Source organism: Citrobacter freundii complex sp. CFNIH9, assembly GCF_002903305.1.
Lineage (GTDB): Bacteria > Pseudomonadota > Gammaproteobacteria > Enterobacterales > Enterobacteriaceae > Citrobacter > Citrobacter portucalensis.
In genome coordinates, this window is sequence record NZ_CP026238.1 from 1,903,114 (window position 1) to 1,926,854 (window position 23,741).

The following is a 23,741-nucleotide window of genomic DNA, read 5'->3' on the forward strand; positions in this document are numbered from 1 at the left end:
TTTTGTTGGAATGGTACTGGTGCTGATAACCACCTTTGCGCATGCTGACCGTATTCGTGACCTGACAAGCGTTCAGGGCGTGCGGGAAAACTCGTTGATAGGTTATGGGCTGGTGGTGGGTCTGGATGGAACGGGTGACCAGACCACACAGACGCCGTTTACGACGCAAACGCTCAATAACATGCTTTCGCAGTTGGGGATAACCGTGCCAACTGGCACCAATATGCAGCTGAAAAACGTGGCGGCGGTGATGGTTACCGCGTCGTTTCCTGCATTCGGTCGTCAGGGACAAACCATCGACGTAGTGGTCTCCTCTATGGGGAATGCCAAAAGCCTGCGCGGCGGTACGCTGCTGATGACCCCGTTAAAAGGGGTCGATAGTCAGGTATATGCCTTGGCTCAGGGGAATATTTTGGTGGGCGGTGCGGGCGCGGCTGCAGGTGGCAGTAGCGTACAGGTTAACCAGCTCAATGGTGGACGCATTACCAACGGCGCGATTATCGAACGTGAATTACCCAGCCAGTTCGGCGGTGGTAACACCATTAATCTGCAGCTTAATAATGAAGATTTCACGATGGCGCAGCAGATTACCGACACCATCAACCGCTCGCGTGGCTTTGGTAGCGCAACAGCGTTGGATGCCCGAACCATTCAGGTTCGCGTGCCAAGCGGCAACAGCTCGCAGGTGCGTTTCCTCGCTGATATCCAGAATATTGAGGTGAACGTCACGCCGCAGGATGCGAAAGTGATTATCAACTCGCGCACCGGATCTGTCGTCATGAACCGTGAAGTGACGCTGGATAGCTGTGCTGTGGCACAAGGCAACTTGTCGATTACGGTAAACCGCCAGGCGAACGTCAGCCAGCCGGACACACCGTTTGGCGGTGGACAAACCGTGGTGACGCCTCAAACCCAGATTGACCTGCGCCAGAGCGGTGGTTCGTTGCAAAGCGTGCGTTCCAGCGCCAACCTGAACAATGTGGTACGTGCGCTGAATGCGCTGGGGGCAACGCCGATGGATCTGATGTCCATTCTGCAATCGATGCAGAGCGCGGGTTGCTTACGCGCCAAACTGGAAATCATCTAATGATTGGTGACAGCAAACTGTTGACCAGCGCTGCCTGGGATGCGCAATCACTGAACGAACTGAAAGCGAAAGCGGGCCAGGACCCGGCGGCGAATATCCGTCCGGTCGCCCGTCAGGTTGAAGGGATGTTCGTGCAGATGATGCTGAAAAGCATGCGTGAAGCGCTGCCGAAAGATGGCGTGTTTAGCAGCGACTCAACGCGCTTGTATACCAGTATGTATGATCAACAAATTGCGCAGCAAATGACCGCAGGCAAAGGACTGGGGCTGGCTGAAATGATGGTCAAGCAGATGACTGAAGGGCAAGCGCAACCTGCGGATGACGCGCCGCAGGTGCCGATGAAGTTTTCACTGGAAACGGTGACCAGCTATCAAAATCAGGCATTGACGCAACTGGTCCGCAAAGCCATCCCCCGGGCGACGGAAAGCAATGATGAGCCGCTGTCAGGTGACAGTAAAGACTTCCTCGCCCAGCTATCGCTGCCGGCTAAGCTGGCCAGCCAGCAAAGCGGCGTCCCGCATCATCTGATTCTGGCACAGGCGGCGCTGGAATCCGGATGGGGGCAGCGACAAATTCGCCGTGAGAACGGTGAACCGAGCTTTAACATTTTTGGCGTGAAGGCTTCAGGAAGCTGGAAAGGTCCAACCACTGAAATCACCACGACTGAATATGAGAACGGTGAGGCGAAAAAGGTGAAAGCCAGATTCCGTGTCTATAGCTCTTACCTTGAAGCGTTGTCGGATTATGTCGGTCTGATATCGCGTAACCCGCGCTATGCGGCAGTGACCGCTGCCGCGACCGCCGAGCAAGGGGCGCAGGCATTGCAAAATGCGGGTTACGCCACGGACCCTAACTATGCGCGAAAATTAACCAGCATGATCCAGCAGTTGAAATCGATGAGTGAAAAAGTGAGCAAAACCTACAGCACGAACATCGATAATCTCTTTTAAATAGCTCAAGTCTACCGACCTGCTGCCGATAATAACGAGTATTGAAGGATTACAAGGAACCTCCATGTCCAGCTTGATTAATAACGCGATGAGTGGACTCAGCGCAGCGCAGGCCGCGTTGAATACTGCCAGTAACAACATCTCCAGCTATAACGTTGCCGGATATACCCGACAGACGACAATTATGGCGCAAGCGAACAGCACGCTGGGTGCGGGGGGCTGGGTAGGCAATGGTGTCTATGTTTCTGGTGTACAACGTGAATATGACTCCTTTATCACTAACCAGTTGCGAGCAGCGCAGAACCAGAGCAGCGGTCTGACGACACGTTATGAGCAAATGTCAAAAATCGACAATCTGCTCTCCAGCAAAACCAGTTCTATTTCGACCTCCATGCAGGACTTTTTTACCAGCCTGCAAACGCTGGTCAGCAACGCCGAAGATCCGGCGGCACGCCAGGCGCTAATCGGTAAAGCTGATGGGTTGGTGAATCAGTTTAAAACGACCGACCAGTATCTGCGCGATCAGGATAAGCAGGTCAACACCGCGATTAAAGCCAGCGTTGATCAGATCAACAACTATTCGAAACAAATTGCCAGCCTCAACGACCAGATTTCTCGTATGACAGGCGTCGGCGCAGGTGCGTCTCCTAACGACCTGCTTGACCAGCGCGATCAGCTGGTCAGTGAATTGAATCAGATTGTCGGTGTTGAAGTCAGCGTTCAGGATGGTGGCACTTACAACCTGACCATGGCCAACGGCTATTCGCTGGTGCAGGGCAGCAATGCACGTCAACTGGCGGCAGTGCCTTCCAGCGATGATCCTAATCGTACAACCGTGGCCTACGTTGATGGCGTTGCTGGAGCTGTTGAAATTCCAGAGAAACTGCTGAATACCGGTTCACTGGGCGGACTGCTCACCTTCCGTTCTCAGGAGCTGGATCAGACGCGTAATACCCTCGGCCAACTGGCGCTTGCATTTGCCAGTGCATTTAACGCCCAGCATAAAGAAGGTTTTGATGCCAACGGCGATCAGGGTAAGGATTTCTTTGCTATCGGCAGCCCGGAAGTCTTCAACAACGCGAAAAATACGGGCACAGGATCGTTAAGCGCTAAGATCACTGACAGCTCCGCTGTGCAGGCGACAGATTATAAAATCGTTTTTGATGGGACGGACTGGCAGGTTACTCGCCTGGCGGATAATACCAGCTTCAAAGCCACCGTTACCGGTGGAAAAATGTCCTTTGACGGGATGGAAATCACCGTTAATGCTGGCGCGAAAGCTAATGACAGTTTTACTGTAAAACCCGTGAGTAACGCTATCGTTGATATGAAAGTTATGGTGACTGATGAGTCGAAAATCGCCATGGCTCAAGTGTCTAAAAATGATACGGACCCCACCATCGATAAAGGCAAGAGCGACAACCGTAACGGTCAGAAACTGTTAGATCTGCAAACCAAAGCGACTGTCGGTAATAAGACCTTCAACGATGCATATGCCACGCTGGTAAGCGATGTCGGGAACAAAACCGCTACGCTGAAAACCAGCGCCACCACCCAGAACAACGTGGTGACACAGCTTTACCGGCAGCAACAATCTATTTCCGGCGTTAACCTCGACGAAGAGTACGGTAATTTACAGCGTTTTCAGCAGTATTACCTGGCTAACGCGCAAGTGCTGCAGACCGCGAATGCGTTGTTTGATGCACTGATTAATATCCGCTAAGGGAGAGGGACACAATGCGTATCAGCACCCAGATGATGTACCAGCAGAATATGCGTGGCATCACTAACTCTCAGGCTGAATGGATGAAGTTCGGCGAGCAGATGTCAACGGGCAAACGCGTGATCAACCCATCAGACGATCCGATTGCCGCCTCGCAGGCCGTGGTACTTTCTCAGGCTCAGGCGCAGAACAGCCAATATACGCTGGCACGCTCATTCGCGACGCAAAAGGTGTCGCTAGAAGAGAATGTTCTGAGCCAGGTGACGACGGCAATTCAGGCTGCACAGGAAAAAATCGTTTATGCCGGGAACGGAACGTTAAGTGATGATGACCGTGCATCGCTGGCCACCGACCTGCAGGGGATCCGCGATCAGCTGATGAACCTGGCAAACAGTACCGACGGTAATGGTCGCTATATTTTCGGTGGATATAAAACAGAATCCGCACCGTTTGCCCAGGCAGATGGCGCTTACAGCGGCGGTACAACAAACGTTACCCAACAGGTCGATGCCTCCCGAACCATGGTGATTGGTCATACTGGCGATAAAGTATTCGCCAACCTGACCAGCAACGCTGTACCGGAACCTGGTGGCGGCACTCAGGAAAAGAACCTGTTCAAAATGCTGGATACCGCTATTGATGCGCTCAAAACCCCTATTGAGGGTAATGACGTGGCAAAAGCTACCGCCGCTGCTGCCATTGATAAAACCAACCGTGGCCTGAAAAACTCGTTGAATAACGTCCTGTCCGTTCGTGCAGAATTAGGTACGCAGCTGAGTGAATTAAGCTCGCTGGATTCACTGGGCGCCGATCGTGCATTAGGCCAAACTCAGCAGATGAGTAATCTGGTGGATGTCGACTGGAACGCCGCGATCTCGTCTTATGTCATGCAGCAAGCTGCGCTACAGGCATCATACAAAGCGTTTACCGATATGCAGGGAATGTCGTTGTTCCAGCTCAATCGTTAACGCCTCGTTTTGAAACATATCTTGAAACTGGGTATGTTTGTCTGCCCGCTCCTTTAACACCCCGGAGCGGGCATTTTTTTAGGCAACCGACGTCTTACTAAGCGACGGGTTCCCCGTCAGTCTTATGACCAACGCAATTGCACTGCTGAAGGTAGCCAACGCAACGACACCTTCCCAATTGGCCAGGGCGTAGACCTGACTTCCGAGAACCGAACCCAGCGACATACCGATAAACACCATCGTAAACAGCAGAGCGTTCAATCGTCCTCGTGCCAGAGGTTCCAGGCTATAGACCAGATTCTGGTGGGCAACCAGGCTGGATTGCAATCCGAGATCAAAACCTACAGCCGAAAGGGCGATGAGCAGCCACTGCCCCTGAACGGGCAGGGCGGGTAACAAAAACATCAGTGCGAAAGATACCGTTACCAGCAAAGCACCCAATTGCGTCACTTTTGCCGCACCCACTTTATCGGCAAGATGGCCTGCCATCGGTGCGGCAAGCGCTCCGGCTGCTCCCGCGATACCAAAAGCACCCGCTATAGCGCTACCCATGTGGTAATGCTCAGATAACATTACCGCCAGCGTAGACCAAAAGGCGCTAAAGGCTATGGACAGAAAGCCTTGTGCCAGTGCTGCGCGGCGCAAGGTGGAATATCGTTGCCAAAGTTGCGCCATTGAGAGCATTAATGATGGATAGCTCAACGTGGAATGGACCGTAAAGCGAGGCAGTACTTTCCACATAATCGCGGTAATTACGGCAATGCTGACGGCAGCGAGTTGGTACATCTCGCGCCAGCCAAACGCTTCGCCCACCAGCCCACTGACGGTACGTGAGAGTAAAATCCCCAGCAGAAGGCCCGTCATCACAGTGCCCACCGTTTTTCCCTGCTTGCCGTTGGGCGCCAGTATTGCCGCCGCAGGCACAATATCTTGTGCCATGGTTGCCGCCATTCCCATCAGCAGGCTCACCAGTAATAGCGAATGCAACTGACCGGTAAAGCTACAGGCCAGCAGCAGCGCGGCAAGAGAGATGCTTTTCAGCAGGATTAATGTCCGGCGATCATAACGATCGCCTAATGGCAATAAAAACAATATACCTAACGCATATCCCGCCTGGGTCAGCGTCGGGACCAACCCCATACCGGTGAGACTTAAGGCCAGATCCTGACCCATTAAAGGCAGAAGAGGCTGGGCGTAATAGATAGCGGCCACGCTGAATCCGGCGCCCATTGCCAGAACAAAAATGACCCAACGGGAAAGTGCGGTATGTGTGTTCACAAATGATTCCTCAATCACAGGATGTGCGGCTATTTTTATCCTTAAGCGAGTGGCGCGGTAGCGAGCGCAGTGGTAAAACAGTTATACGTCAGACGTATGATGAAACTGAAAATGATAAAAAATGAGCGTATAGACAGGGTGGAGCTGATGCGTACGTTTGTACGTATTGTCGAAGCAGGATCGCTTTCGGCAGCGGCAAAACAGATAGGGACGACGCAGGCGACCGTTAGCCGACGGCTGCAATCGCTGGAAACGCTGCTGGGTGTGAAACTGCTTATGCGTACCACGCATGCGATGAAATTGACCGACGATGGTGAAAGAGGCTATCAGCATGCTAAGAAGATTATTGATGCCTGGCTGGCGCTGGAAGATGGACTTAATGTCACAGAAGATGAACCGGTGGGGACGTTGCGAGTCCGCGCACCGCATGCGTTCGGGCAACAACAACTACTTGAGCCGCTTTTGCAGTTTCTTTCGAGCTATCCCCAGTTGGCAGTAGAGTGGATGCTCAACGATAAAACCGTTGATTTTCTGAGCGATAATATTGATTGCGCGATCAGGGTTGGTGCTGAGGTGGATCCGGCCACGGTTTCCGTCTTACTGGCTGAAGTTCCCCGTAGTATGGTGGTGAGTCCAGGACTGCTGGAGCAATATGGCGAGCTTTCTCATCCTGAGCAGTTATCAGCGCTGCCCTGGATTGCCGTGAACACGTTTTATCAGCATAGCGTTTCGTTGTTGCACCAATTGCGTAATGAGCCAGTCACGCTGAATATTTCACCCAGATTAAGCACAGACAGTATTTATGTCGCAAGAAATGCCGCGCTGGCGGGGTTGGGAGTGACAATTGTTTCAAGCTGGATGGTGGCGGAGGATATTGCCAATGGACGTCTGGTTGCGTTGCTACCTGAGTGGCATGCTGCGCCGTTGCCTGTACATTTGGTTTATCCGTGGGCGCGTTACTATCCGACCCGCTTACGCAAGTTTCTGGCCCTAATGAAGGATGTTATGCCGCAGCTGACGGGAATGAAAGGCGTAGATCAGATATAAAAAAGCCGACCCGAAGGCCGGCTTTGATATTGATTATGGCTTACTCAACAGGCTGTGGACGTGTTGCTGGCGCAGTCGCTTGATGCGTTGCGCTGTGTCCACCTGCGGCACCTTTGCCTTCAAAGGCGAATGCCGGACGCTGCCAGTCGCTATGACGCGGCGCTTCTGGCACATATTCCGGTGCCGGAGCGCGGGTCATTGGCGCGGTTGCATGGCTGTGCAGGTGTTCAGCATCAGCGCTGGCTGCGACAACTTCAGCCTTAACGACTTCAGTTTCGACGACAGGCGCGGCAACAACGTCTTTCGGCGCTGCAACTTCTTCAACAACTGGCGCTGTTTCCACAACCTCAGTAATCTCTTCAACCACTTCTGGCTGGGGAATAACAACCTCTGCAGGCTCTTCGGCAACCGGTGCAGTCACAACGTCAACCACAGGTTCGGCTTCAGCGGCGATTTCTTCTGCTACGGGCGCATCAGATGCAGCGATAATTTGCGGTTGTTCCTCGACCGGGGTCGCAATCACTTCCGGATGCGTGGTTTCAACCTGTGTGGTTTCAACAACGGCGGCCTGAGGCTCAGCTACGACAACCTCTGGTTGCACGGCTTCAACCGGCGCAGGGGTATCCACAATGTGTTCAACGGCAGCGGCAGCAACCTGAGGTTCTACGGCGACAGGTGCAGCTTGCTGCTGGATCATTTCCTGTTCGCGCTGTTCTTCAACCTGCTGATCCTGAGGACGTGCAACAGGGTAGCGGATCCAAACCTTACCGGACGCTAATTCAGGAGATGCGCAGGCGACCGTTAACGGCATCGGCGACTGAACCGGATAACGCTCGTCACGGTAACGACGACGACGCTGTCCACTGACGCGCAGATGGCGAGGAGAGCGGCGAGAACGACGCGGCATACCGTTGGAGTCACGAGCTTCGCTGTTGTCTTCCTGCTCAGTCGCAACGACGGCTGGCAGATCAACTTTCGCCAGTTCGGTGCGCTGTGCCGGTACCGGCTGCTCTGTTGGTTGAGCAACAGCAGTTTCAGCGATTGCAGCAACAGTAGCCACTTCGGCTTCAACCGCCGGACTGTCTGTGAAACGAACTTTCTGAGTCAACTGACGCTGTTTGCGGCGGGTTTGAGGCTGACGTACGCGCTCTTCCTGCTCGGTATCCTGCACAGGTTGTTCTGCCTGGTTCAGCTCTTTAACTTCCTGCTGAGCCTGACGCTTGTCATCGTTACGACGGCGGTTACGTTCGCGACGCGGCGCCTGCTGTTCATCACCGGATTTCGCTTTGTCTACAACATCAGTGGTTTGCTGGCGGTTATCGCGAGCTTCCGCATTTTGCTGCTGGGACTGACGACGGTTACGGCGGTTATCTTCACGGTTTTCGCCGTTTTCTGAACGTTCGCTACGGTTGTCACGGTCACCGCGATTATCACGGTTATCACGACGATCGTTACGGTCGCGACGATTGTTCTGACGCGGTTTACGACGATCCTGCTGGCGTTCGGTTTTCTCTTCAGCTTTCGGCGCAGGTTGTTCAACCGGTTTCACTTCTTCGCTACCACCGAAGATGGACTTCAGTGCGCCAAAGAAACGGCTAATCAAACCGGGCTGTGCGGCAACGGCTGCGGTTGCTGCTGCAGCTTTAGGCGCGGCGGCTTTCGCGGCAGGTTCCTGCAGAGCAGGGGCTGGCGGAACGTCAGGCATGGCGAAGGTGGCCAGCGCCGGTTGCTCAGGCTGTTTACGCTCGACGTACTCTTCTTCCGTCGGCAATGCCATTGCCTCTTCATGCAGTTTCGGCAGCAGGTAGCTCAGGGTCGGTGTTTCTTCCCCTTTGCGTACGCGCAGCACAGAATAGTGCGGGGTTTCCATCTGATCGTTTGGCACGATCACACAGCGCACGCCATTCTGACGCGTTTCGATAGCATTAACCGCGGTACGTTTTTCGTTAAGCAGGTAAGAGGCGATTGGCACAGGAACAATAGCGTGAACTTCTTGCGTATTTTCTTTCAGTGCTTCTTCTTCGATCAGACGCAGAATAGACAGCGACAGTGATTCGTTATCACGTACGGTACCGGTGCCGGAGCAGCGAGGGCACACGTGATGGCTGGATTCACCCAGAGACGGGCTCAGACGCTGACGAGACATCTCCAGCAGACCGAAGCGAGAAATATGGCTGATCTGAATACGCGCTCTGTCCTGGCGTACGGCCTCGCGCAGACGGTTTTCAACCGCGCGCTGGTGGCGAACCGGCGTCATATCAATGAAGTCGATTACAATCAGACCGCCGAGGTCGCGAAGACGCAGCTGACGGGCAATTTCATCGGCTGCTTCAAGGTTAGTGTTGAACGCTGTTTCTTCGATGTCGCCGCCGCGAGTTGCGCGTGCGGAGTTGATATCGATAGCGGTCAGTGCCTCTGTGCTGTCAATAACGATTGAGCCGCCGGACGGCAGACGTACTTCGCGCTGGAATGCGGACTCAATCTGAGACTCGATCTGATAGTGGCTGAACAGCGGGATTTCGCCGGTGTACAGTTTGATTTTGCTGCTGAAATCCGGACGACCCAATGCGGCGATGTGCTGACGCGCCATCTCCATCACTTTCGGGTTATCGATAAGGATTTCGCCGATGTCCTGACGTAAGTAGTCACGGAAAGCGCGAACGATAACGTTGCTTTCCTGGTGGATCAGGAACGGAGCAGGGCGGCTGTCAGCGGCTTTTTGAATCGCTTCCCAGTGCTTCAGGCGGAAGCTCAGGTCCCACTGCAGCGCTTCGGCGGATTTGCCGACCCCTGCGGTACGCACGATAAGGCCCATGCCATCAGGCAGTTCCAGGCTTGCCAGCGCTTCTTTTAATTCGGTACGGTCGTCGCCTTCAATGCGGCGGGAGATACCGCCCGCGCGCGGGTTGTTCGGCATCAGAACCAGATAACTACCCGCCAGGCTGATAAAGGTAGTCAGCGCAGCGCCTTTATTGCCGCGTTCTTCTTTATCGATCTGAACGATGACTTCCTGACCTTCGCGCAACACGTCTTTAATGTTGGGACGACCATGGGAGTTGTAGTTAGCGGGGAAGTATTCGCGGGCAATTTCTTTTAACGGGAGGAAACCGTGACGTTCAGCGCCGTAATCAACAAAAGCAGCTTCCAGACTCGGTTCAATACGGGTAATTTTGCCTTTATAGATGTTGGCTTTTTTCTGTTCGTGTCCAGGACTTTCGATATCCAGATCGTACAGACGTTGCCCATCTACAAGGGCGACACGCAACTCTTCCTGCTGAGTTGCGTTAATTAACATTCTTTTCATCGTAACTTACTCATTATTCTTACATTGACGACTAAGCTGCGGGCAGAGTAATGCCTTTCCGGGTGTGAACCGATGGCCTCGTGTCTATTCGCGTCGCCAACCTCACGGTTATCGTCAGCTCAAAGAGGCGCAGAGTGTCGGTTGCCTGTATTTCATACGGAAACACAGCGCAATTATCAGGGGAACAGTCTGGGTGTTACTCTCCAGAAAAGCTTCCATATTACCGGTAAGGACTGCAACCCGCAGCCCGCTAACTGCCTGAAAGATCAATACGTCTTACGCCATTGCTGCGTTGATGATCGGTCGGGCAAAATTGGGTCATTCCGGAAAAGTTCTTGTTTTAACAAGATTCAACACGGAAACAACCTCATTATTCCACTGCTAACCTTGTTATAGCAAGATGACTTTTGCCATTTATCACCCGGTTACTCACAGTTTTTTCACTTCCGCGTAGTGATTGCTTTAATAACCACCAAATCGGCTATGTCAAACTTAAGTAATAAGGTATAGCAGTTAATATAAGCATAGAAAAATGTGTGGCGCGAATCTTGATGGCTATTTAAAATCGGCCCCCATGAAAACAGAGACTCCAGCCGTAAAAACAGTTGCCATTACTGCCGACGAAGCAGGGCAACGCATCGATAACTTTTTGCGCACCCAGCTTAAGGGCGTGCCGAAAAGTATGATTTATCGCATTTTGCGTAAAGGCGAAGTGCGGGTGAATAAAAAACGCATTAAACCCGAGTACAAACTCGAAGACGGGGATATTGTGCGTATTCCACCTGTGCGGGTCGCTGAACGTGAAGAAGAGGCCATTTCACCGAACCTGCAAAAGGTCGCGGCGCTGACCGACGTCATTTTATATGAAGATGACCACATTCTGGTGCTTAACAAACCTTCAGGTACGGCCGTACATGGCGGAAGCGGGTTAAGCTTTGGCGTCATTGAAGGATTACGTGCGTTGCGACCTGAAGCGCGTTTCCTTGAACTGGTGCATCGCCTCGACCGGGATACCTCCGGCGTTTTGCTGGTGGCTAAAAAGCGCTCAGCCTTGCGTTCATTGCATGAACAACTGCGTGAAAAAGGCATGCAGAAAGACTATCTCGCGCTGGTTCGAGGCCAATGGCAGTCGCATGTCAAAACCGTGCAGGCGCCGCTGTTAAAGAACATTCTGCAAAGCGGCGAGCGTATCGTGCGGGTGAACCAGGAAGGCAAACCGTCAGAAACACGTTTTAAAGTGGAAGAGCGCTATGCGTTTGCCACGCTTGTGCGCTGTAGCCCGGTGACCGGACGTACGCACCAGATTCGTGTGCATACCCAGTATGCCGGTCATCCAATTGCTTTTGACGATCGCTACGGTGACCGTGAGTTCGATAAGCAACTGGCGGATACGGGGTTGAATCGACTTTTCCTGCACGCCGCAGCGTTGAAATTTACCCATCCGGGAACGGGTGAAGTGATGCGTATTGAGGCGCCGATGGATAAGCAATTGAAGCGCTGCCTTGAGGTTTTACGCAGTAAAGCCTGATGCGCGTTGCTTATCAGGCCTACAATCGTGTGATGCACCGTAGGCCTGATAAGACGCATCGCGTCGCCATCAGGCAGATCAATCAGGCATTCAACGGGTTCATCTCTTCCCGCCGCAGCATTTGACACAACGCGATAAGCGGCAAACCGATCAGGGTATTTGGGTCACGACCCTCCAGGCGTTCAAAGAGTGCAATACCTAACCCTTCACTTTTGAAACTACCTGCACAATGGAGCGGGCGCTCTTTACGCAGATAATCATCAATTTCCGCCTCGCTTAAATGACGGAAATGGACGTCAAAAGGTTCTACTTCAGTTTGTAAATGTCCGGTCGCAGAATTATACAGCGCCAGTCCGGTGTAAAACGTCACAATATTGCCACGGGCTTTGAGTAATTGTTGGCGGGCATTTTCTTCAGTTAATGGTTTGCCGGTTATTTCACCATCAAGAACACAAATTTGATCGGAGCCAATAATCAGATGCGATGGGTAACGGTGGGCGAGAGATTGCGCTTTTTTCTGCGCCAGTCGCAAGACTAAATGGCGTGGTGCTTCGCCGGGCAACGGCGTTTCATCAACCTCTGGCGCAGCGCATTCAAACGGGATTGCCAGTTTTTCGAGTAAAGCGCGACGCCAGGGGGAGGTAGAAGCAAGAATAAGTTGAGGCATATTTTTTCCCTCGCATATAGCGTATTGATGAGAGCCATTTTAAACTATGGACTTCGACCTACAAGCTGGCTGTAGTGGCTTGTCTTGAGCGATTTTAAGTCGATGACCCGCAATGTGTGCGAATTATTGGCAAAAGGCAACCACAGGCTGCCTTTTTCTTTGACTATATGACGTTACAAAGTTAATATGCGCGCCCTATGCAAAAGGTAAAATTACCCCTGACTCTTGATCCGGTTCGTACGGCTCAAAAACGCCTCGATTATGAAGGTATCTATACTTCTGATCTGGTTGAGCGCGTCGCCGATTCTGTAGTCAGTGTGGACAGTGATGTGGAATGCTCCATGTCGTTCGCTATCGATAACCAGCGTCTCGCCGTTATAACCGGTGATGCGAAGGTATCGGTTACGCTCGAATGTCAGCGTTGCGGGAAACCGTTCCCACTTCATGTTCACACAACATATTGTTTTAGTCCTGTCCGTTCTGACGAGCAGGCTGAAGCACTCCCGGAAGCGTATGAGCCGATTGAGGTTAACGAATTCGGTGAAATCGATCTGCTTGCAATGGTTGAAGATGAGATTATCCTCTCCTTGCCGGTAGTTCCGGTGCATGATTCTGAACACTGTGAAGTGTCCGAGGCGGACATGGTCTTTGGCGAATTGCCTGATGAAGCGCAAAAACCAAACCCATTTGCCGTATTAGCCAGCTTAAAGCGTAAGTAATTGAGGAGTAAGGTCCATGGCCGTACAACAGAATAAACCAACCCGTTCCAAACGTGGCATGCGTCGTTCTCATGACGCTCTGACCGCAGTCACCAGCCTGTCTGTAGACAAAACTTCTGGTGAACAACACCTGCGTCACCACATCACTGCCGACGGTTTCTACCGTGGCCGTAAGGTAATCGCTAAGTAATCACGCATGACTCAATGGCTTTCCCACTTCTGGTGAGAAAGACAAAGAGTGAACGCGTGATGAAGCTTAGTGAGGCTTTCCCCGGGTGACTGGGGAAACACCTAACCGGGCAGCGACGATACCTTGACACGTCTAACCCTGGCGTTAGATGTCATGGGGGGAGATTTTGGCCCTACCGTGACAGTGCCTGCAGCATTGCAGGCACTGAATTCTAATTCGCAACTCACACTTCTTTTAGTCGGGGATCCCGATACAATCACGCCATTACTTGCCAAAGCTGACTTCGAACAACGTTCGCGTCTGCAGATTATCCCTGCTCAGTCAGTTATTGCCAGTGATGCCCGGCCCTCGCAAGCTATTCGCGCCAGTCGTGGAAGCTCAATGCGTGTTGCCCTGGAGCTCGTGAAAGAAGGTCAGGCACAAGCTTGTGTCAGCGCCGGTAATACGGGCGCACTCATGGGACTTGCGAAGTTATTGCTCAAACCTCTTGAGGGGATTGAGCGTCCTGCGTTGGTGACGGTGTTACCCCATCAGCAAAAGGGCAAAACGGTGGTGCTGGATTTGGGCGCCAACGTAGATTGTGATAGCACGATGTTGGTGCAATTTGCCGTCATGGGTTCCGTGCTGGCAGAAGAGGTTGTTGGCATTGCCAATCCTCGCGTGGCGTTACTCAACATCGGCGAAGAAGAAACGAAAGGTCTTGACAGTATTCGAGATGCTTCAGCTGTGCTAAAAACAATCCCTTCCATTAATTATATCGGCTATCTTGAAGCCAATGAGTTACTGACTGGCAAAACCGATGTGTTGGTCTGTGACGGTTTTACAGGTAATGTCACATTAAAGACGATGGAAGGTGTTGTCAGAATGTTCCTTTCACTGCTGAAATCTCAGGGTGAGGGCAAAAAACGGTCGTGGTGGCTTCTGTTATTAAAACGTTGGTTACAAAAAAGCCTGACAAGGCGATTTAGTCACCTCAACCCCGACCAGTATAATGGCGCCTGTCTGTTAGGATTGCGCGGCACGGTGATTAAGAGTCATGGTGCGGCCAATCAGCGAGCATTTGAAGTCGCGATTGAACAGGCAGTGCAGGCGGTGCAGCGACAAGTTCCTCAGCGAATTGCCGCTCGCCTGGAATCTGTATACCCAGCTGGATTCGAACTGCTGGACGGTGGCGAAAGCGCAAAATCACGAGCACACAGATAACGGTGCGTTTGTGAATGTGGCCAACGTATCAGCGATTTGCTCGTAGCGGTATATAACCAAAAAGTGACTGAGCGTACATGTATACGAAGATTATTGGTACTGGCAGCTATCTGCCTGAACAAGTGCGTACTAACGCCGATTTGGAAAAAATGGTTGAGACGTCTGATGAGTGGATCGTCACTCGTACAGGTATCCGTGAACGCCATATTGCAGCGCCAAATGAAACAGTTGCGACGATGGGCTTTGCCGCCGCAAACCGTGCGATTGAAATGGCGGGCATCGACAAAGAACAAATTGGTCTGATTGTGGTTGCTACCACATCATCCACTCACGCATTTCCAAGCGCGGCGTGCCAGATCCAAAGTATGCTGGGGATCAAAGGCTGTCCGGCGTTTGACGTTGCAGCCGCTTGTGCTGGCTTCACTTACGCCCTGAGCGTTGCCGACCAGTACGTTAAATCTGGCGCAGTTAAGCATGCTCTGGTCGTTGGCTCCGATGTCCTGGCCCGTACCTGCGATCCAACCGATCGCGGAACGATCATCATTTTCGGTGATGGGGCTGGTGCGGTTGTACTGAGCGCATCAGAAGAGCCAGGCATTCTCTCCACGCATCTGCACGCTGACGGTCGCTACGGCGAACTGTTGACGCTGCCTAACGCCGATCGCGTGAACCCGGAAAACCCGATCCACCTGACGATGGCGGGTAACGAAGTATTTAAAGTCGCGGTGACCGAGCTTGCGCACATCGTTGATGAAACGCTGGAAGCCAATAATCTCGACCGTTCTGCGCTGGACTGGCTGGTGCCGCATCAGGCTAACCTGCGCATTATCAGCGCGACAGCTAAAAAGCTGGGTATGTCGATGGATAATGTTGTCGTGACGCTCGACAGACATGGTAATACCTCTGCTGCCTCCGTACCGTGCGCGCTGGACGAAGCCGTCCGCGACGGGCGTATTAAAGCTGGGCAGTTGATATTGCTTGAAGCCTTCGGGGGTGGATTCACCTGGGGCTCCGCGCTGGTTCGTTTCTAGTATAAGGATTTAAACATGACGCAATTTGCATTTGTGTTTCCGGGGCAGGGTTCCCAGACCGTTGGGATGTTGTCTGAAATGGCAGCAAACTACCCAATTGTTGAAGAAACATTTGCTGAAGCATCAGCTGCACTGGGCTATGATCTGTGGGCGTTGACTCAGCAAGGTCCGGCTGAAGAACTGAATAAAACCTGGCAGACGCAGCCCGCGCTGTTGACCGCATCTGTTGCGCTTTATCGCGTATGGCAGCAGCAGGGGGGTAAAACACCTGCGCTGATGGCGGGTCATAGTCTGGGCGAATATTCTGCGCTGGTATGTGCGGGTGTTATCGGTTTTGCCGATGCCGTACGTCTGGTTGAACTGCGTGGCAAATTCATGCAGGAAGCGGTTCCGGAAGGCACTGGCGGCATGTCTGCTATTATCGGTCTGGACGATGCCGCTATCGCTAAAGCGTGCGAAGAGTCTGCCGAAGGCCAGGTGGTTTCACCAGTAAACTTTAACTCACCGGGTCAGGTGGTTATTGCCGGGCATAAAGAAGCCGTAGAACGTGCTGGTGCTGCCTGTAAAGCCGCGGGCGCTAAGCGCGCGCTGCCGCTGCCGGTCAGCGTTCCTTCTCACTGCGCGCTGATGAAGCCTGCCGCTGAGAAACTGGCCGTTGAGCTGCAGAAAATCACCTTTAACGCGCCGACTGTTCCGGTTGTGAACAACGTCGACGTGAAGTGCGAGACCACGGCAGACGCAATTCGCGATGCGCTGGTTCGTCAGCTGTATAGCCCGGTTCAGTGGACTAAAACCGTTGAATTTATGGCATCCCAGGGCGTAGAGCACCTGTATGAAGTCGGTCCGGGTAAAGTTCTGACCGGTCTGACGAAACGTATTGTTGACACCCTGACTGCGTCGGCACTGAATGAGCCGGCGGCATTGTCTGCGGCGCTAGAGCAATAAAAGAGGAAGACCATGAGTTTTGAAGGAAAAATCGCGCTGGTTACCGGTGCAAGCCGTGGCATTGGCCGCGCAATTGCTGAGACACTTGTTGCCCGTGGCGCGAAAGTTATCGGTACTGCTACCAGCGAAAGCGGCGCGCAGGCCATTAGCGATTACTTAGGTGCAAATGGTAAAGGTCTGATGTTGAATGTGACCGATCCGGCATCTATCGAATCTGTTCTGGAAAATATTCGCGCAGAATTTGGTGAAGTCGATATCCTGGTCAATAATGCCGGGATTACTCGTGATAACCTGTTAATGCGCATGAAAGATGACGAGTGGAACGATATCATCGAAACCAACCTGTCATCTGTTTTCCGTCTGTCAAAAGCGGTAATGCGAGCTATGATGAAAAAGCGTCATGGGCGTATTATCACTATCGGTTCTGTGGTTGGTACCATGGGAAATGCGGGTCAGGCTAACTACGCTGCGGCGAAAGCGGGTCTGATCGGCTTCAGTAAATCACTGGCGCGCGAAGTTGCGTCTCGTGGCATTACTGTAAACGTTGTTGCTCCGGGCTTTATTGAAACGGACATGACGCGTGCGCTGTCTGATGATCAGCGTGCGGGTATTCTGGCGCAGGTTCCTGCGGGTCGCCTCGGTGGCGCTCAGGAAATCGCCAGTGCGGTTGCATTTTTAGCTTCTGACGAAGCAAGTTACATCACAGGTGAGACTTTGCACGTCAACGGCGGGATGTACATGGTTTAACCACGATGAAAAATATTTGCGTTATTGTAGGTCTTGGCCTCAAAATAACGTAAAATCGTGGTAAGACCTGCCGGGATTTAGTTGCAAATTTTTCAACATTTTATACACTACGAAAACCATCGCGAAAGCGAGTTTTGATAGGAAATTTAAGAGTATGAGCACTATCGAAGAACGCGTTAAGAAAATTATCGGCGAACAGCTGGGCGTTAAGCAGGAAGAAGTAACCAACAATGCTTCCTTCGTTGAAGACCTGGGCGCAGATTCTCTTGACACCGTTGAGCTGGTAATGGCTCTGGAAGAAGAGTTTGATACTGAGATTCCGGACGAAGAAGCTGAGAAAATCACTACCGTTCAGGCTGCCATTGATTACATCAACGGCCACCAGGCGTAAGTGAACATCTCCAGGCGGTCATTCGACCGCCTGAGTTTTATCTTTTTATCCCACTTGAATTATTTTCCCTCCCTGGAGGACAACCGTGTCTAAGCGTCGTGTAGTTGTGACCGGACTGGGCATGTTGTCTCCTGTCGGCAATACCGTAGAGTCTACCTGGAAAGCTCTCCTTGCCGGTCAGAGTGGCATCAGCCTGATCGACCATTTCGATACTAGCGCCTATGCAACGAAATTTGCTGGCTTAGTAAAGGATTTTAACTGTGAAGACATTATCTCGCGTAAAGAACAGCGCAAGATGGATGCCTTCATTCAATATGGAATTGTCGCTGGCGTTCAGGCCATGCAGGATTCTGGCCTCGAAATTACGGAAGAGAACGCTCATCGTATTGGCGCCGCTATCGGCTCTGGTATTGGCGGTCTCGGTCTGATCGAAGAAAACCATACCTCACTGGTAAACGGTGGACCGCGTAAGATCAGCCCGTTCTTCGTTCCGTCGACGATTGTTAACATGGTGGCTGGTCACCTGACCATCATGTACGGCCTGCAAGGGCCAAGCATCTCCATCGCGACCGCCTGTACTTCAGGCGTGCATAACATCGGTCATGCCGCACGTATCATTGCATACGGCGATGCAGACGCGATGGTTGCGGGTGGTGCTGAAAAAGCCAGTACGCCGTTGGGTGTGGGTGGCTTTGGCGCGGCACGTGCACTGTCTACGCGTAATGATAACCCGCAAGCGGCAAGCCGCCCATGGGACAAAGAGCGTGACGGCTTTGTGCTGGGCGACGGCGCTGGCATGGTGGTACTGGAAGAGTACGAGCATGCGAAAGCGCGCGGTGCAAAAATCTATGCTGAAGTCGTTGGCTTCGGTATGAGCAGCGATGCTTACCACATGACGTCGCCACCGGAAAACGGTGCAGGCGCTGCGCTGGCAATGGTCAACGCACTGCGCGATGCGGCTATTGAAGCGGGTCAGATTGGCTACGTCAACGCGCATGGTACGTCTACGCCTGCAGGCGATAAAGCTGAAACCCAGGCAGTGAAATCTGTCTTTGGCGATGCGGCAAGCCGTGTGATGGTAAGCTCCACCAAATCCATGACCGGACACCTGTTGGGTGCGGCGGGCGCGGTAGAGTCTATTTTCTCTATCCTGGCGCTGCGCGATCAGGCTATTCCGCCAACCATCAACCTGGATAACCCGGATGAAGGTTGTGACCTGGACTTCGTACCTCACGAAGCGCGTCAGGTTAGTGGTCTGGAGTATGCGCTGTGTAACTCCTTTGGCTTCGGTGGTACCAACGGCTCTTTGATCTTTAAAAAGATTTAAGTCCGTCAGGTGATGCGCTAGCATCGATAGAAAATTGAAAAGGTCCGCTTGTCGGGCCTTTTTTTATTCGGTTTTCCGCCCTTGTCCTGTGTTACTCATCCTGCCAAACTAGCGGACCAGAAATAAGGAGCCACCATGTTCTTAATTAATGGCTGCGAGCAAGATATGCTGGCCGCAAGCGATCGAGCGACCCAATTTGGTGATGGCTGTTTTACCACTGCCTGTATTATCGACGGTGAAATTCCTCTCTTTGCAGCGCATCTTGAGCGTTTACAAGACGCTTGCCAAAAACTGCTGATCTCTTTTGAAGATTGGTCCGAGCTGCAAAATGAAATGAAAATGCTGGCGAAAGGGCACGTACGCGGTGTGTTGAAAGTGATTATCAGCCGTGGCAGTGGAGGCCGGGGTTACAGTGGCAAAAATTGTCATAGTGCCACACGCATCCTCTCCGTTTCATCCTGGCCCGATCATTACGATCGTTGGCGGCAAGAAGGTATTACGCTGGCGCTAAGCCCAGTGCGGCTGGGACGTAATCCACTGCTTGCCGGGCTTAAACACTTGAATCGACTGGAGCAGGTGTTGATTCGCTCTCATCTTGAACAGACGGACGCCGATGAAGCGCTGGTTCTTGACAGCGAGGGATGGGTTACGGAATGCTGTGCGGCTAATTTGTTCTGGCGTAAAGGCGATGTGGTTTACACGCCCCGGCTGGACCAGGCCGGAGTGAACGGTATTATGCGACAATTCTGTATCCGGATGCTGGCACAATCGCCATTCAGTATTGTCGAAGTGTATGCCGGGTTGGAGGAGGTAATGCAGGCTGATGAAATCGTCGTCTGTAACGCGTTAATGCCCATTATTCCCGTGCGTGCCTGTGGCGACACGTTGTTGTCTTCACGTTTGTTATTCGATTATTTAGCCCCACTTTGTGAGCACCCGAATTAGTCATGAAAAAACTGTTACTTGTTGTCCTGTTATTGCTGGTTGTGCTGGGCATTGCCGCTGGAGTGGGAATGTGGAAAGTTCGCCATCTGGCGGACAGCAAATTATTGATTAAAGAAGAAACGATTTTTACGCTGAAAGCGGGGACGGGCCGTCTGGCTCTCGGCGAACAGCTGTATGCAGACAAAGTTATCAATCGTCCGCGCGTGTTCCAGTGGCTGCTGCGTGTGGAGCCCGAGCTGTCGCATTTTAAGGCCGGAACATATCGCTTCACGCCTGACATGACGGTGCGGGACATGCTGCAACTGCTGGAAAGCGGCAAAGAGGCGCAGTTCCCGTTACGTCTGGTTGAAGGGATGCGCCTGAGCGATTACCTCAAACAGCTGCGTGATGCCCCGTATATCAAACATACGCTGAGCGACGATAGCTATGAGACTGTTGCCGAGGCACTTAAGCTTGAAAACCCGCAATGGGTAGAAGGCTGGTTCTGGCCAGATACCTGGATGTATACCGCCAATACTACTGACGTAGCGTTACTAAAACGCGCGCATCAGAAAATGGTTAAAGCGGTGGATACTGTCTGGGAGGGACGCGCTGATGGCCTGCCTTATCAGGACAAAAATCAGCTGGTAACCATGGCTTCTATTATTGAAAAAGAAACTGCGGTTGCCAGCGAGCGCGACCAGGTGGCTTCGGTCTTTATTAACCGCTTACGTATCGGTATGCGTTTACAAACCGATCCGACCGTGATTTACGGGATGGGTACACGGTATAATGGCAAATTGTCGCGTGTGGATTTAGACACCCCGACCGCCTATAACACCTATACCATTACTGGACTGCCGCCAGGCCCGATTGCCATGCCGGGAGAGGCTTCATTGCAGGCCGCGGCGCATCCGGCAAAAACGCCGTATTTCTATTTTGTGGCTGACGGTAAGGGCGGCCACACGTTTAACACCAATCTTGCCAGCCATAACCGGTCCGTGCAGGATTACCTGAAAGTGCTTAAGGAAAAAAATGGGCAGTAACTATATCGTCATTGAAGGCCTGGAAGGCGCCGGAAAAACCACCGCGCGTAACGTGGTGGTGGAGACACTTGAGCAACTCGGTATTCGTGACATGGTTTTCACCCGTGAACCTGGTGGAACGCAGCTGGCTGAGAAACTAAGAAGTCTGGTGCTGGATATTAAATCGGTCGGTGACGAGGTCATTACCGATAAAGCCGAAGTTCTGATGTTTTACGCGGCGCGTGTACAGTTGGTCGAAACCGTTATTAAACCTGCACTGGCGAAAGGCGCGTGGGTAATTGGCGATCGTCACGATCTGTCGACCCAGGCGTATCAGGGCGGCGGACGCGGTATCGATCAAAACATGCTGGCAACCCTGCGTGATGCGGTGCTTGGTGATTTTCGCCCGGACCTGACGATCTATCTGGATGTGACGCCAGAAGTCGGGTTGAAGCGTGCCCGTGCCCGCGGCGAGCTGGATCGTATTGAGCAGGAATCTTTCGACTTCTTTAATCGTACTCGCGCGCGCTATCTTGAGCTGGCTGCCAAAGACACCAGCATTCGTACTATAGATGCTACGCAGCCGTTGGAGGCTGTGATGGCTGATATCCGTCATACCATCACCCAATGGGTGAAGGAGCAGGGCGCATGAAATGGTACCCATGGTTACGACCGGATTTTGAAAAACTGGTAGCCAGCTACCAGACGGGTCGTGGTCACCATGCGTTACTGATTCAGGCGTTACCCGGAATGGGCGACGACGCGCTGATTTACGCCCTCAGCCGCTATTTAATGTGCCAGCAGCCGGAAGGGCATAAAAGCTGTGGACAGTGCCGCGGCTGTCAGCTAATGCAGGCGGGGACGCACCCTGACTACTATTCGCTGCTGCCGGAAAAAGGCAAAAGCACGCTCGGGGTTGATGCGGTACGCGAAGTCAGTGAAAAGCTGTACGAGCATTCGCGTCTCGGCGGTGCGAAGGTCGTGTGGATCCCGGATGCTGCCCAGTTAACCGATGCCGCCGCCAACGCCTTGCTGAAAACGCTGGAAGAACCCCCGGCACAAACCTGGTTTTTCCTCGCCAGCACAGAGCCAGCTCGCTTGCTGGCGACATTACGCAGTCGTTGCCGGTTACATCATCTTGCGCCACCGCCGGAGTCGTATGCGATCTCCTGGCTTGCTCGTGAGGTGACTGCATCGTCAGAAGCGCTGCTGAGCGCGTTACGCCTGAGTGCAGGTTCGCCAGGCGCGGCACTCACGTTGTTACAGGCTGAAAGCTGGGCGCACCGCACAGATTTTTGTGCGGCACTGGTGAACACATTAAACGCAGGCGACTGGTATATCTTGCTCGCGGCGTTAAACCACGATCAGGCTGCCGCCCGTTTACACTGGCTGGCAACGTTGTTGACCGATGCGTTGAAACGTCCGTATGGCGTTTCCCATTTAACGAATCCTGATGCGCTGGACCTGATATCTTCTATCGCAGAACGGTTATCCGTTGCCCAGATACAGGCGATACTCGGTGACGTTTGTCATTGTCGTCAGCAACTGCTGAACGTAACAGGCGTAAACCGTGAGCTGGTGTTAACCGATCTTATTCTTCGTATTGAGCATTACCTGCAACCGGGCACCGTACTGCCTGTTCCCCATCTTTGAGAGAGACATTATGTTTTTAGTCGACTCACACTGCCATCTTGATGGCCTGGATTATCAATCTCTGCATAAGGACGTGGATGACGTGCTGGCGAAAGCGGCCGCACGTGATGTGAAGTTCTGTCTTGCCGTTGCGACCACTCTGCCAGGATATCGCAGTATGCGCGAACTGGTCGGTGAGCGTGACAATGTGGTTTTCTCCTGCGGCGTGCATCCGTTAAATCAGGATGAAACCTATGATGTTGAGGACCTGCGTCGTTTTGCCGCCGAAGAGGGGGTTGTGGCGATGGGAGAAACCGGGCTGGACTATTTTTACACGCCGGAAACAAAGGTGCGCCAGCAGGAATCTTTTATCCACCATATTCAGATCGGCCGTGAGTTACAGAAGCCGGTTATCGTGCATACCCGCGATGCGCGAGCCGATACGCTGTCTATTCTGCGCGAAGAAAAAGTGACGGATTGTGGCGGCGTACTACACTGTTTTACAGAGGACAGAGAAACGGCGGGCAAATTACTGGACCTTGGATTCTATATCTCGTTTTCCGGCATCGTCACGTTCCGAAATGCAGAGCAGCTCCGTGATGCCGCCCGCTATATTCCTCTGGACCGGTTATTGGTCGAGACGGATTCTCCCTACCTTGCGCCTGTACCGCATCGTGGAAAAGAGAACCAGCCCGCCATGACTCGTGACGTAGCAGAGTACATGGCCGTAGTGAAAGGTGTTGCCGTTGAAGAACTGGCGCAGGCAACCACTGATAACTTTGCCCGCCTGTTTCACATCGACGCTTCTCGCCTGCAATCTGTTCGTTAACTGACTTTTTTTAAAGCTCGTAATTAATCACTAATGCGAGTAAAGTTCACCGCCACAAAATGGGCGGTGAATAATCAGTTTGACACATTCAGAAACTCATTTTATCGGAATGTGCGGATTTTGCGGCCGTTCACGACTGAACTGTGATAGCCGTCAAACAAAAACAAACTGAATTATTTTACTCTGTGTAATAAATAAAGGGTACTTAGATGCCCTGTACACGGCG

22 protein-coding genes are annotated in these 23,741 nt (G+C 52.5%); 19 read left to right on the forward strand and 3 right to left on the reverse strand.

The annotated features are described in order from the left end of the window. Positions 1-10 precede the first annotated feature (10 nt). The 4 genes from C2U43_RS09595 to flgL all read left to right on the forward strand — a co-directional run bounded on the left by C2U43_RS09595 (position 11) and on the right by flgL (position 4,728). Entirely contained in the window at positions 11-1,087 is a 1,077-nt protein-coding gene (locus C2U43_RS09595; RefSeq protein ID WP_032934416.1) for a flagellar basal body P-ring protein FlgI, read from the forward strand. Further along, positions 1,087-2,037, forward strand: coding sequence for a flagellar assembly peptidoglycan hydrolase FlgJ (gene flgJ, locus C2U43_RS09600; protein ID WP_016152632.1), 951 nt, complete (start codon positions 1,087-1,089; stop codon positions 2,035-2,037). The genes C2U43_RS09595 and flgJ overlap by 1 nt, the downstream gene beginning before the upstream one ends. A 64-nt stretch (positions 2,038-2,101) precedes the next feature. Beyond that, positions 2,102-3,760, forward strand: coding sequence for a flagellar hook-associated protein FlgK (gene flgK, locus C2U43_RS09605; RefSeq protein ID WP_071444809.1), 1,659 nt, complete (start codon positions 2,102-2,104; stop codon positions 3,758-3,760). A 14-nt stretch (positions 3,761-3,774) separates the two neighbouring features. Next, on the forward strand, positions 3,775-4,728 hold the full coding sequence (gene flgL, locus C2U43_RS09610) for a flagellar hook-associated protein FlgL (RefSeq protein WP_008784365.1): 954 nt from the start codon (positions 3,775-3,777) through the stop codon (positions 4,726-4,728). Positions 4,729-4,806: 78 nt separating this feature from the next. On the opposite strand, the gene C2U43_RS09615 is transcribed toward flgL, so the two are convergent. Then, positions 4,807-6,006: an MFS transporter gene (locus tag C2U43_RS09615; RefSeq protein WP_103285979.1), complete on the reverse strand. Its 1,200-nt coding sequence runs from the start codon at positions 6,004-6,006 to the stop codon at positions 4,807-4,809. A 99-nt stretch (positions 6,007-6,105) separates the two neighbouring features. On the opposite strand from C2U43_RS09615, the gene C2U43_RS09620 reads away from it, so the two are divergent. Next, complete coding sequence (locus C2U43_RS09620) at positions 6,106-7,053, forward strand: LysR family transcriptional regulator (protein ID WP_080685917.1); 948 nt, start codon at positions 6,106-6,108, stop codon at positions 7,051-7,053. A gap of 40 nt (positions 7,054-7,093) precedes the next feature. On the opposite strand, the gene rne is transcribed toward C2U43_RS09620, so the two are convergent. Then, positions 7,094-10,357 carry a ribonuclease E gene (gene rne / locus C2U43_RS09625; protein WP_103285016.1) on the reverse strand — a complete coding sequence of 1,088 codons (3,264 nt, stop codon included), beginning with the start codon at positions 10,355-10,357 and terminating at the stop codon, positions 7,094-7,096. A 574-nt stretch (positions 10,358-10,931) separates the two neighbouring features. On the opposite strand from rne, the gene rluC reads away from it, so the two are divergent. After that, positions 10,932-11,885, forward strand: coding sequence for a 23S rRNA pseudouridine(955/2504/2580) synthase RluC (gene rluC, locus C2U43_RS09635; RefSeq protein ID WP_003036228.1), 954 nt, complete (start codon positions 10,932-10,934; stop codon positions 11,883-11,885). Between the two features lie 82 nt (positions 11,886-11,967). Here rluC and C2U43_RS09640 read toward each other — a convergent pair whose 3' ends face one another. After that, positions 11,968-12,552, reverse strand: a complete 585-nt coding sequence (locus C2U43_RS09640; RefSeq protein ID WP_003832177.1) for a Maf family protein — start codon at positions 12,550-12,552, stop codon at positions 11,968-11,970. A 197-nt stretch (positions 12,553-12,749) separates the two neighbouring features. On the opposite strand from C2U43_RS09640, the gene yceD reads away from it, so the two are divergent. The 13 genes from yceD to C2U43_RS09705 all read left to right on the forward strand — a co-directional run bounded on the left by yceD (position 12,750) and on the right by C2U43_RS09705 (position 23,515). Continuing rightward, complete coding sequence (gene yceD, locus C2U43_RS09645; protein ID WP_003036239.1) at positions 12,750-13,271, forward strand: 23S rRNA accumulation protein YceD; 522 nt, start codon at positions 12,750-12,752, stop codon at positions 13,269-13,271. A 16-nt stretch (positions 13,272-13,287) separates the two neighbouring features. Further along, positions 13,288-13,461, forward strand: a complete 174-nt coding sequence (gene rpmF / locus C2U43_RS09650; protein ID WP_003036242.1) for a 50S ribosomal protein L32 — start codon at positions 13,288-13,290, stop codon at positions 13,459-13,461. Positions 13,462-13,584: 123 nt separating this feature from the next. After that, positions 13,585-14,664 carry a phosphate acyltransferase PlsX gene (plsX, locus tag C2U43_RS09655; protein WP_071846967.1) on the forward strand — a complete coding sequence of 360 codons (1,080 nt, stop codon included), beginning with the start codon at positions 13,585-13,587 and terminating at the stop codon, positions 14,662-14,664. Between the two features lie 77 nt (positions 14,665-14,741). Continuing rightward, a complete protein-coding gene (gene fabH, locus C2U43_RS09660; RefSeq protein WP_003832181.1) occupies positions 14,742-15,695 on the forward strand; it encodes a beta-ketoacyl-ACP synthase III in 954 nt (317 codons plus the stop codon). A 15-nt stretch (positions 15,696-15,710) separates the two neighbouring features. Then, positions 15,711-16,640 carry an ACP S-malonyltransferase gene (gene fabD / locus C2U43_RS09665; protein WP_003832182.1) on the forward strand — a complete coding sequence of 310 codons (930 nt, stop codon included), beginning with the start codon at positions 15,711-15,713 and terminating at the stop codon, positions 16,638-16,640. Positions 16,641-16,652: 12 nt separating this feature from the next. Next, positions 16,653-17,387 carry a 3-oxoacyl-ACP reductase FabG gene (fabG, locus tag C2U43_RS09670; RefSeq protein ID WP_003036255.1) on the forward strand — a complete coding sequence of 245 codons (735 nt, stop codon included), beginning with the start codon at positions 16,653-16,655 and terminating at the stop codon, positions 17,385-17,387. 154 nt (positions 17,388-17,541) lie between these two features. Continuing rightward, positions 17,542-17,778: an acyl carrier protein gene (gene acpP / locus C2U43_RS09675; protein WP_000103754.1), complete on the forward strand. Its 237-nt coding sequence runs from the start codon at positions 17,542-17,544 to the stop codon at positions 17,776-17,778. An 85-nt stretch (positions 17,779-17,863) separates the two neighbouring features. Beyond that, positions 17,864-19,105, forward strand: a complete 1,242-nt coding sequence (gene fabF / locus C2U43_RS09680) for a beta-ketoacyl-ACP synthase II (RefSeq protein ID WP_003036260.1) — start codon at positions 17,864-17,866, stop codon at positions 19,103-19,105. A gap of 135 nt (positions 19,106-19,240) precedes the next feature. Further along, positions 19,241-20,050, forward strand: coding sequence for an aminodeoxychorismate lyase (pabC, locus tag C2U43_RS09685; RefSeq protein ID WP_057066415.1), 810 nt, complete (start codon positions 19,241-19,243; stop codon positions 20,048-20,050). A gap of 2 nt (positions 20,051-20,052) precedes the next feature. Next, on the forward strand, positions 20,053-21,075 hold the full coding sequence (yceG, locus tag C2U43_RS09690; protein WP_103285017.1) for a cell division protein YceG: 1,023 nt from the start codon (positions 20,053-20,055) through the stop codon (positions 21,073-21,075). Then, positions 21,065-21,706 (forward strand): dTMP kinase, encoded by a 642-nt coding sequence (gene tmk / locus C2U43_RS09695; RefSeq protein WP_008784374.1) that lies wholly within the window; start codon positions 21,065-21,067, stop codon positions 21,704-21,706. Before yceG ends, tmk begins: the two co-directional genes overlap by 11 nt. After that, positions 21,703-22,707, forward strand: coding sequence for a DNA polymerase III subunit delta' (holB, locus tag C2U43_RS09700; RefSeq protein WP_103285018.1), 1,005 nt, complete (start codon positions 21,703-21,705; stop codon positions 22,705-22,707). The genes tmk and holB overlap by 4 nt, the downstream gene beginning before the upstream one ends. Positions 22,708-22,717: 10 nt before the next feature. Further along, positions 22,718-23,515 (forward strand): metal-dependent hydrolase, encoded by a 798-nt coding sequence (locus tag C2U43_RS09705; protein WP_103285019.1) that lies wholly within the window; start codon positions 22,718-22,720, stop codon positions 23,513-23,515. Positions 23,516-23,741 lie beyond the last annotated feature (226 nt).

What these genes read in the sequence shown, in the direction of transcription:
- C2U43_RS09595 (WP_032934416.1), top strand. Translation starts at nt 11, where the DNA reads ATGGTACTGGTGCTGATAACCACCTTTGCGCATGCTGACCGTATTCGT.
- flgJ (WP_016152632.1), top strand. Translation starts at nt 1,087, where the DNA reads ATGATTGGTGACAGCAAACTGTTGACCAGCGCTGCCTGGGATGCGCAA.
- flgK (WP_071444809.1), top strand. Translation starts at nt 2,102, where the DNA reads ATGTCCAGCTTGATTAATAACGCGATGAGTGGACTCAGCGCAGCGCAG.
- flgL (WP_008784365.1), top strand. Translation starts at nt 3,775, where the DNA reads ATGCGTATCAGCACCCAGATGATGTACCAGCAGAATATGCGTGGCATC.
- C2U43_RS09620 (WP_080685917.1), top strand. Translation starts at nt 6,106, where the DNA reads ATGAAACTGAAAATGATAAAAAATGAGCGTATAGACAGGGTGGAGCTG.
- rne (WP_103285016.1), bottom strand. Translation starts at nt 10,357, where the DNA reads ATGAAAAGAATGTTAATTAACGCAACTCAGCAGGAAGAGTTGCGTGTC.
- rluC (WP_003036228.1), top strand. Translation starts at nt 10,932, where the DNA reads ATGAAAACAGAGACTCCAGCCGTAAAAACAGTTGCCATTACTGCCGAC.
- C2U43_RS09640 (WP_003832177.1), bottom strand. Translation starts at nt 12,552, where the DNA reads ATGCCTCAACTTATTCTTGCTTCTACCTCCCCCTGGCGTCGCGCTTTA.
- yceD (WP_003036239.1), top strand. Translation starts at nt 12,750, where the DNA reads ATGCAAAAGGTAAAATTACCCCTGACTCTTGATCCGGTTCGTACGGCT.
- rpmF (WP_003036242.1), top strand. Translation starts at nt 13,288, where the DNA reads ATGGCCGTACAACAGAATAAACCAACCCGTTCCAAACGTGGCATGCGT.
- fabH (WP_003832181.1), top strand. Translation starts at nt 14,742, where the DNA reads ATGTATACGAAGATTATTGGTACTGGCAGCTATCTGCCTGAACAAGTG.
- fabD (WP_003832182.1), top strand. Translation starts at nt 15,711, where the DNA reads ATGACGCAATTTGCATTTGTGTTTCCGGGGCAGGGTTCCCAGACCGTT.
- fabG (WP_003036255.1), top strand. Translation starts at nt 16,653, where the DNA reads ATGAGTTTTGAAGGAAAAATCGCGCTGGTTACCGGTGCAAGCCGTGGC.
- acpP (WP_000103754.1), top strand. Translation starts at nt 17,542, where the DNA reads ATGAGCACTATCGAAGAACGCGTTAAGAAAATTATCGGCGAACAGCTG.
- pabC (WP_057066415.1), top strand. Translation starts at nt 19,241, where the DNA reads ATGTTCTTAATTAATGGCTGCGAGCAAGATATGCTGGCCGCAAGCGAT.
- yceG (WP_103285017.1), top strand. Translation starts at nt 20,053, where the DNA reads ATGAAAAAACTGTTACTTGTTGTCCTGTTATTGCTGGTTGTGCTGGGC.
- tmk (WP_008784374.1), top strand. Translation starts at nt 21,065, where the DNA reads ATGGGCAGTAACTATATCGTCATTGAAGGCCTGGAAGGCGCCGGAAAA.
- holB (WP_103285018.1), top strand. Translation starts at nt 21,703, where the DNA reads ATGAAATGGTACCCATGGTTACGACCGGATTTTGAAAAACTGGTAGCC.
- C2U43_RS09705 (WP_103285019.1), top strand. Translation starts at nt 22,718, where the DNA reads ATGTTTTTAGTCGACTCACACTGCCATCTTGATGGCCTGGATTATCAA.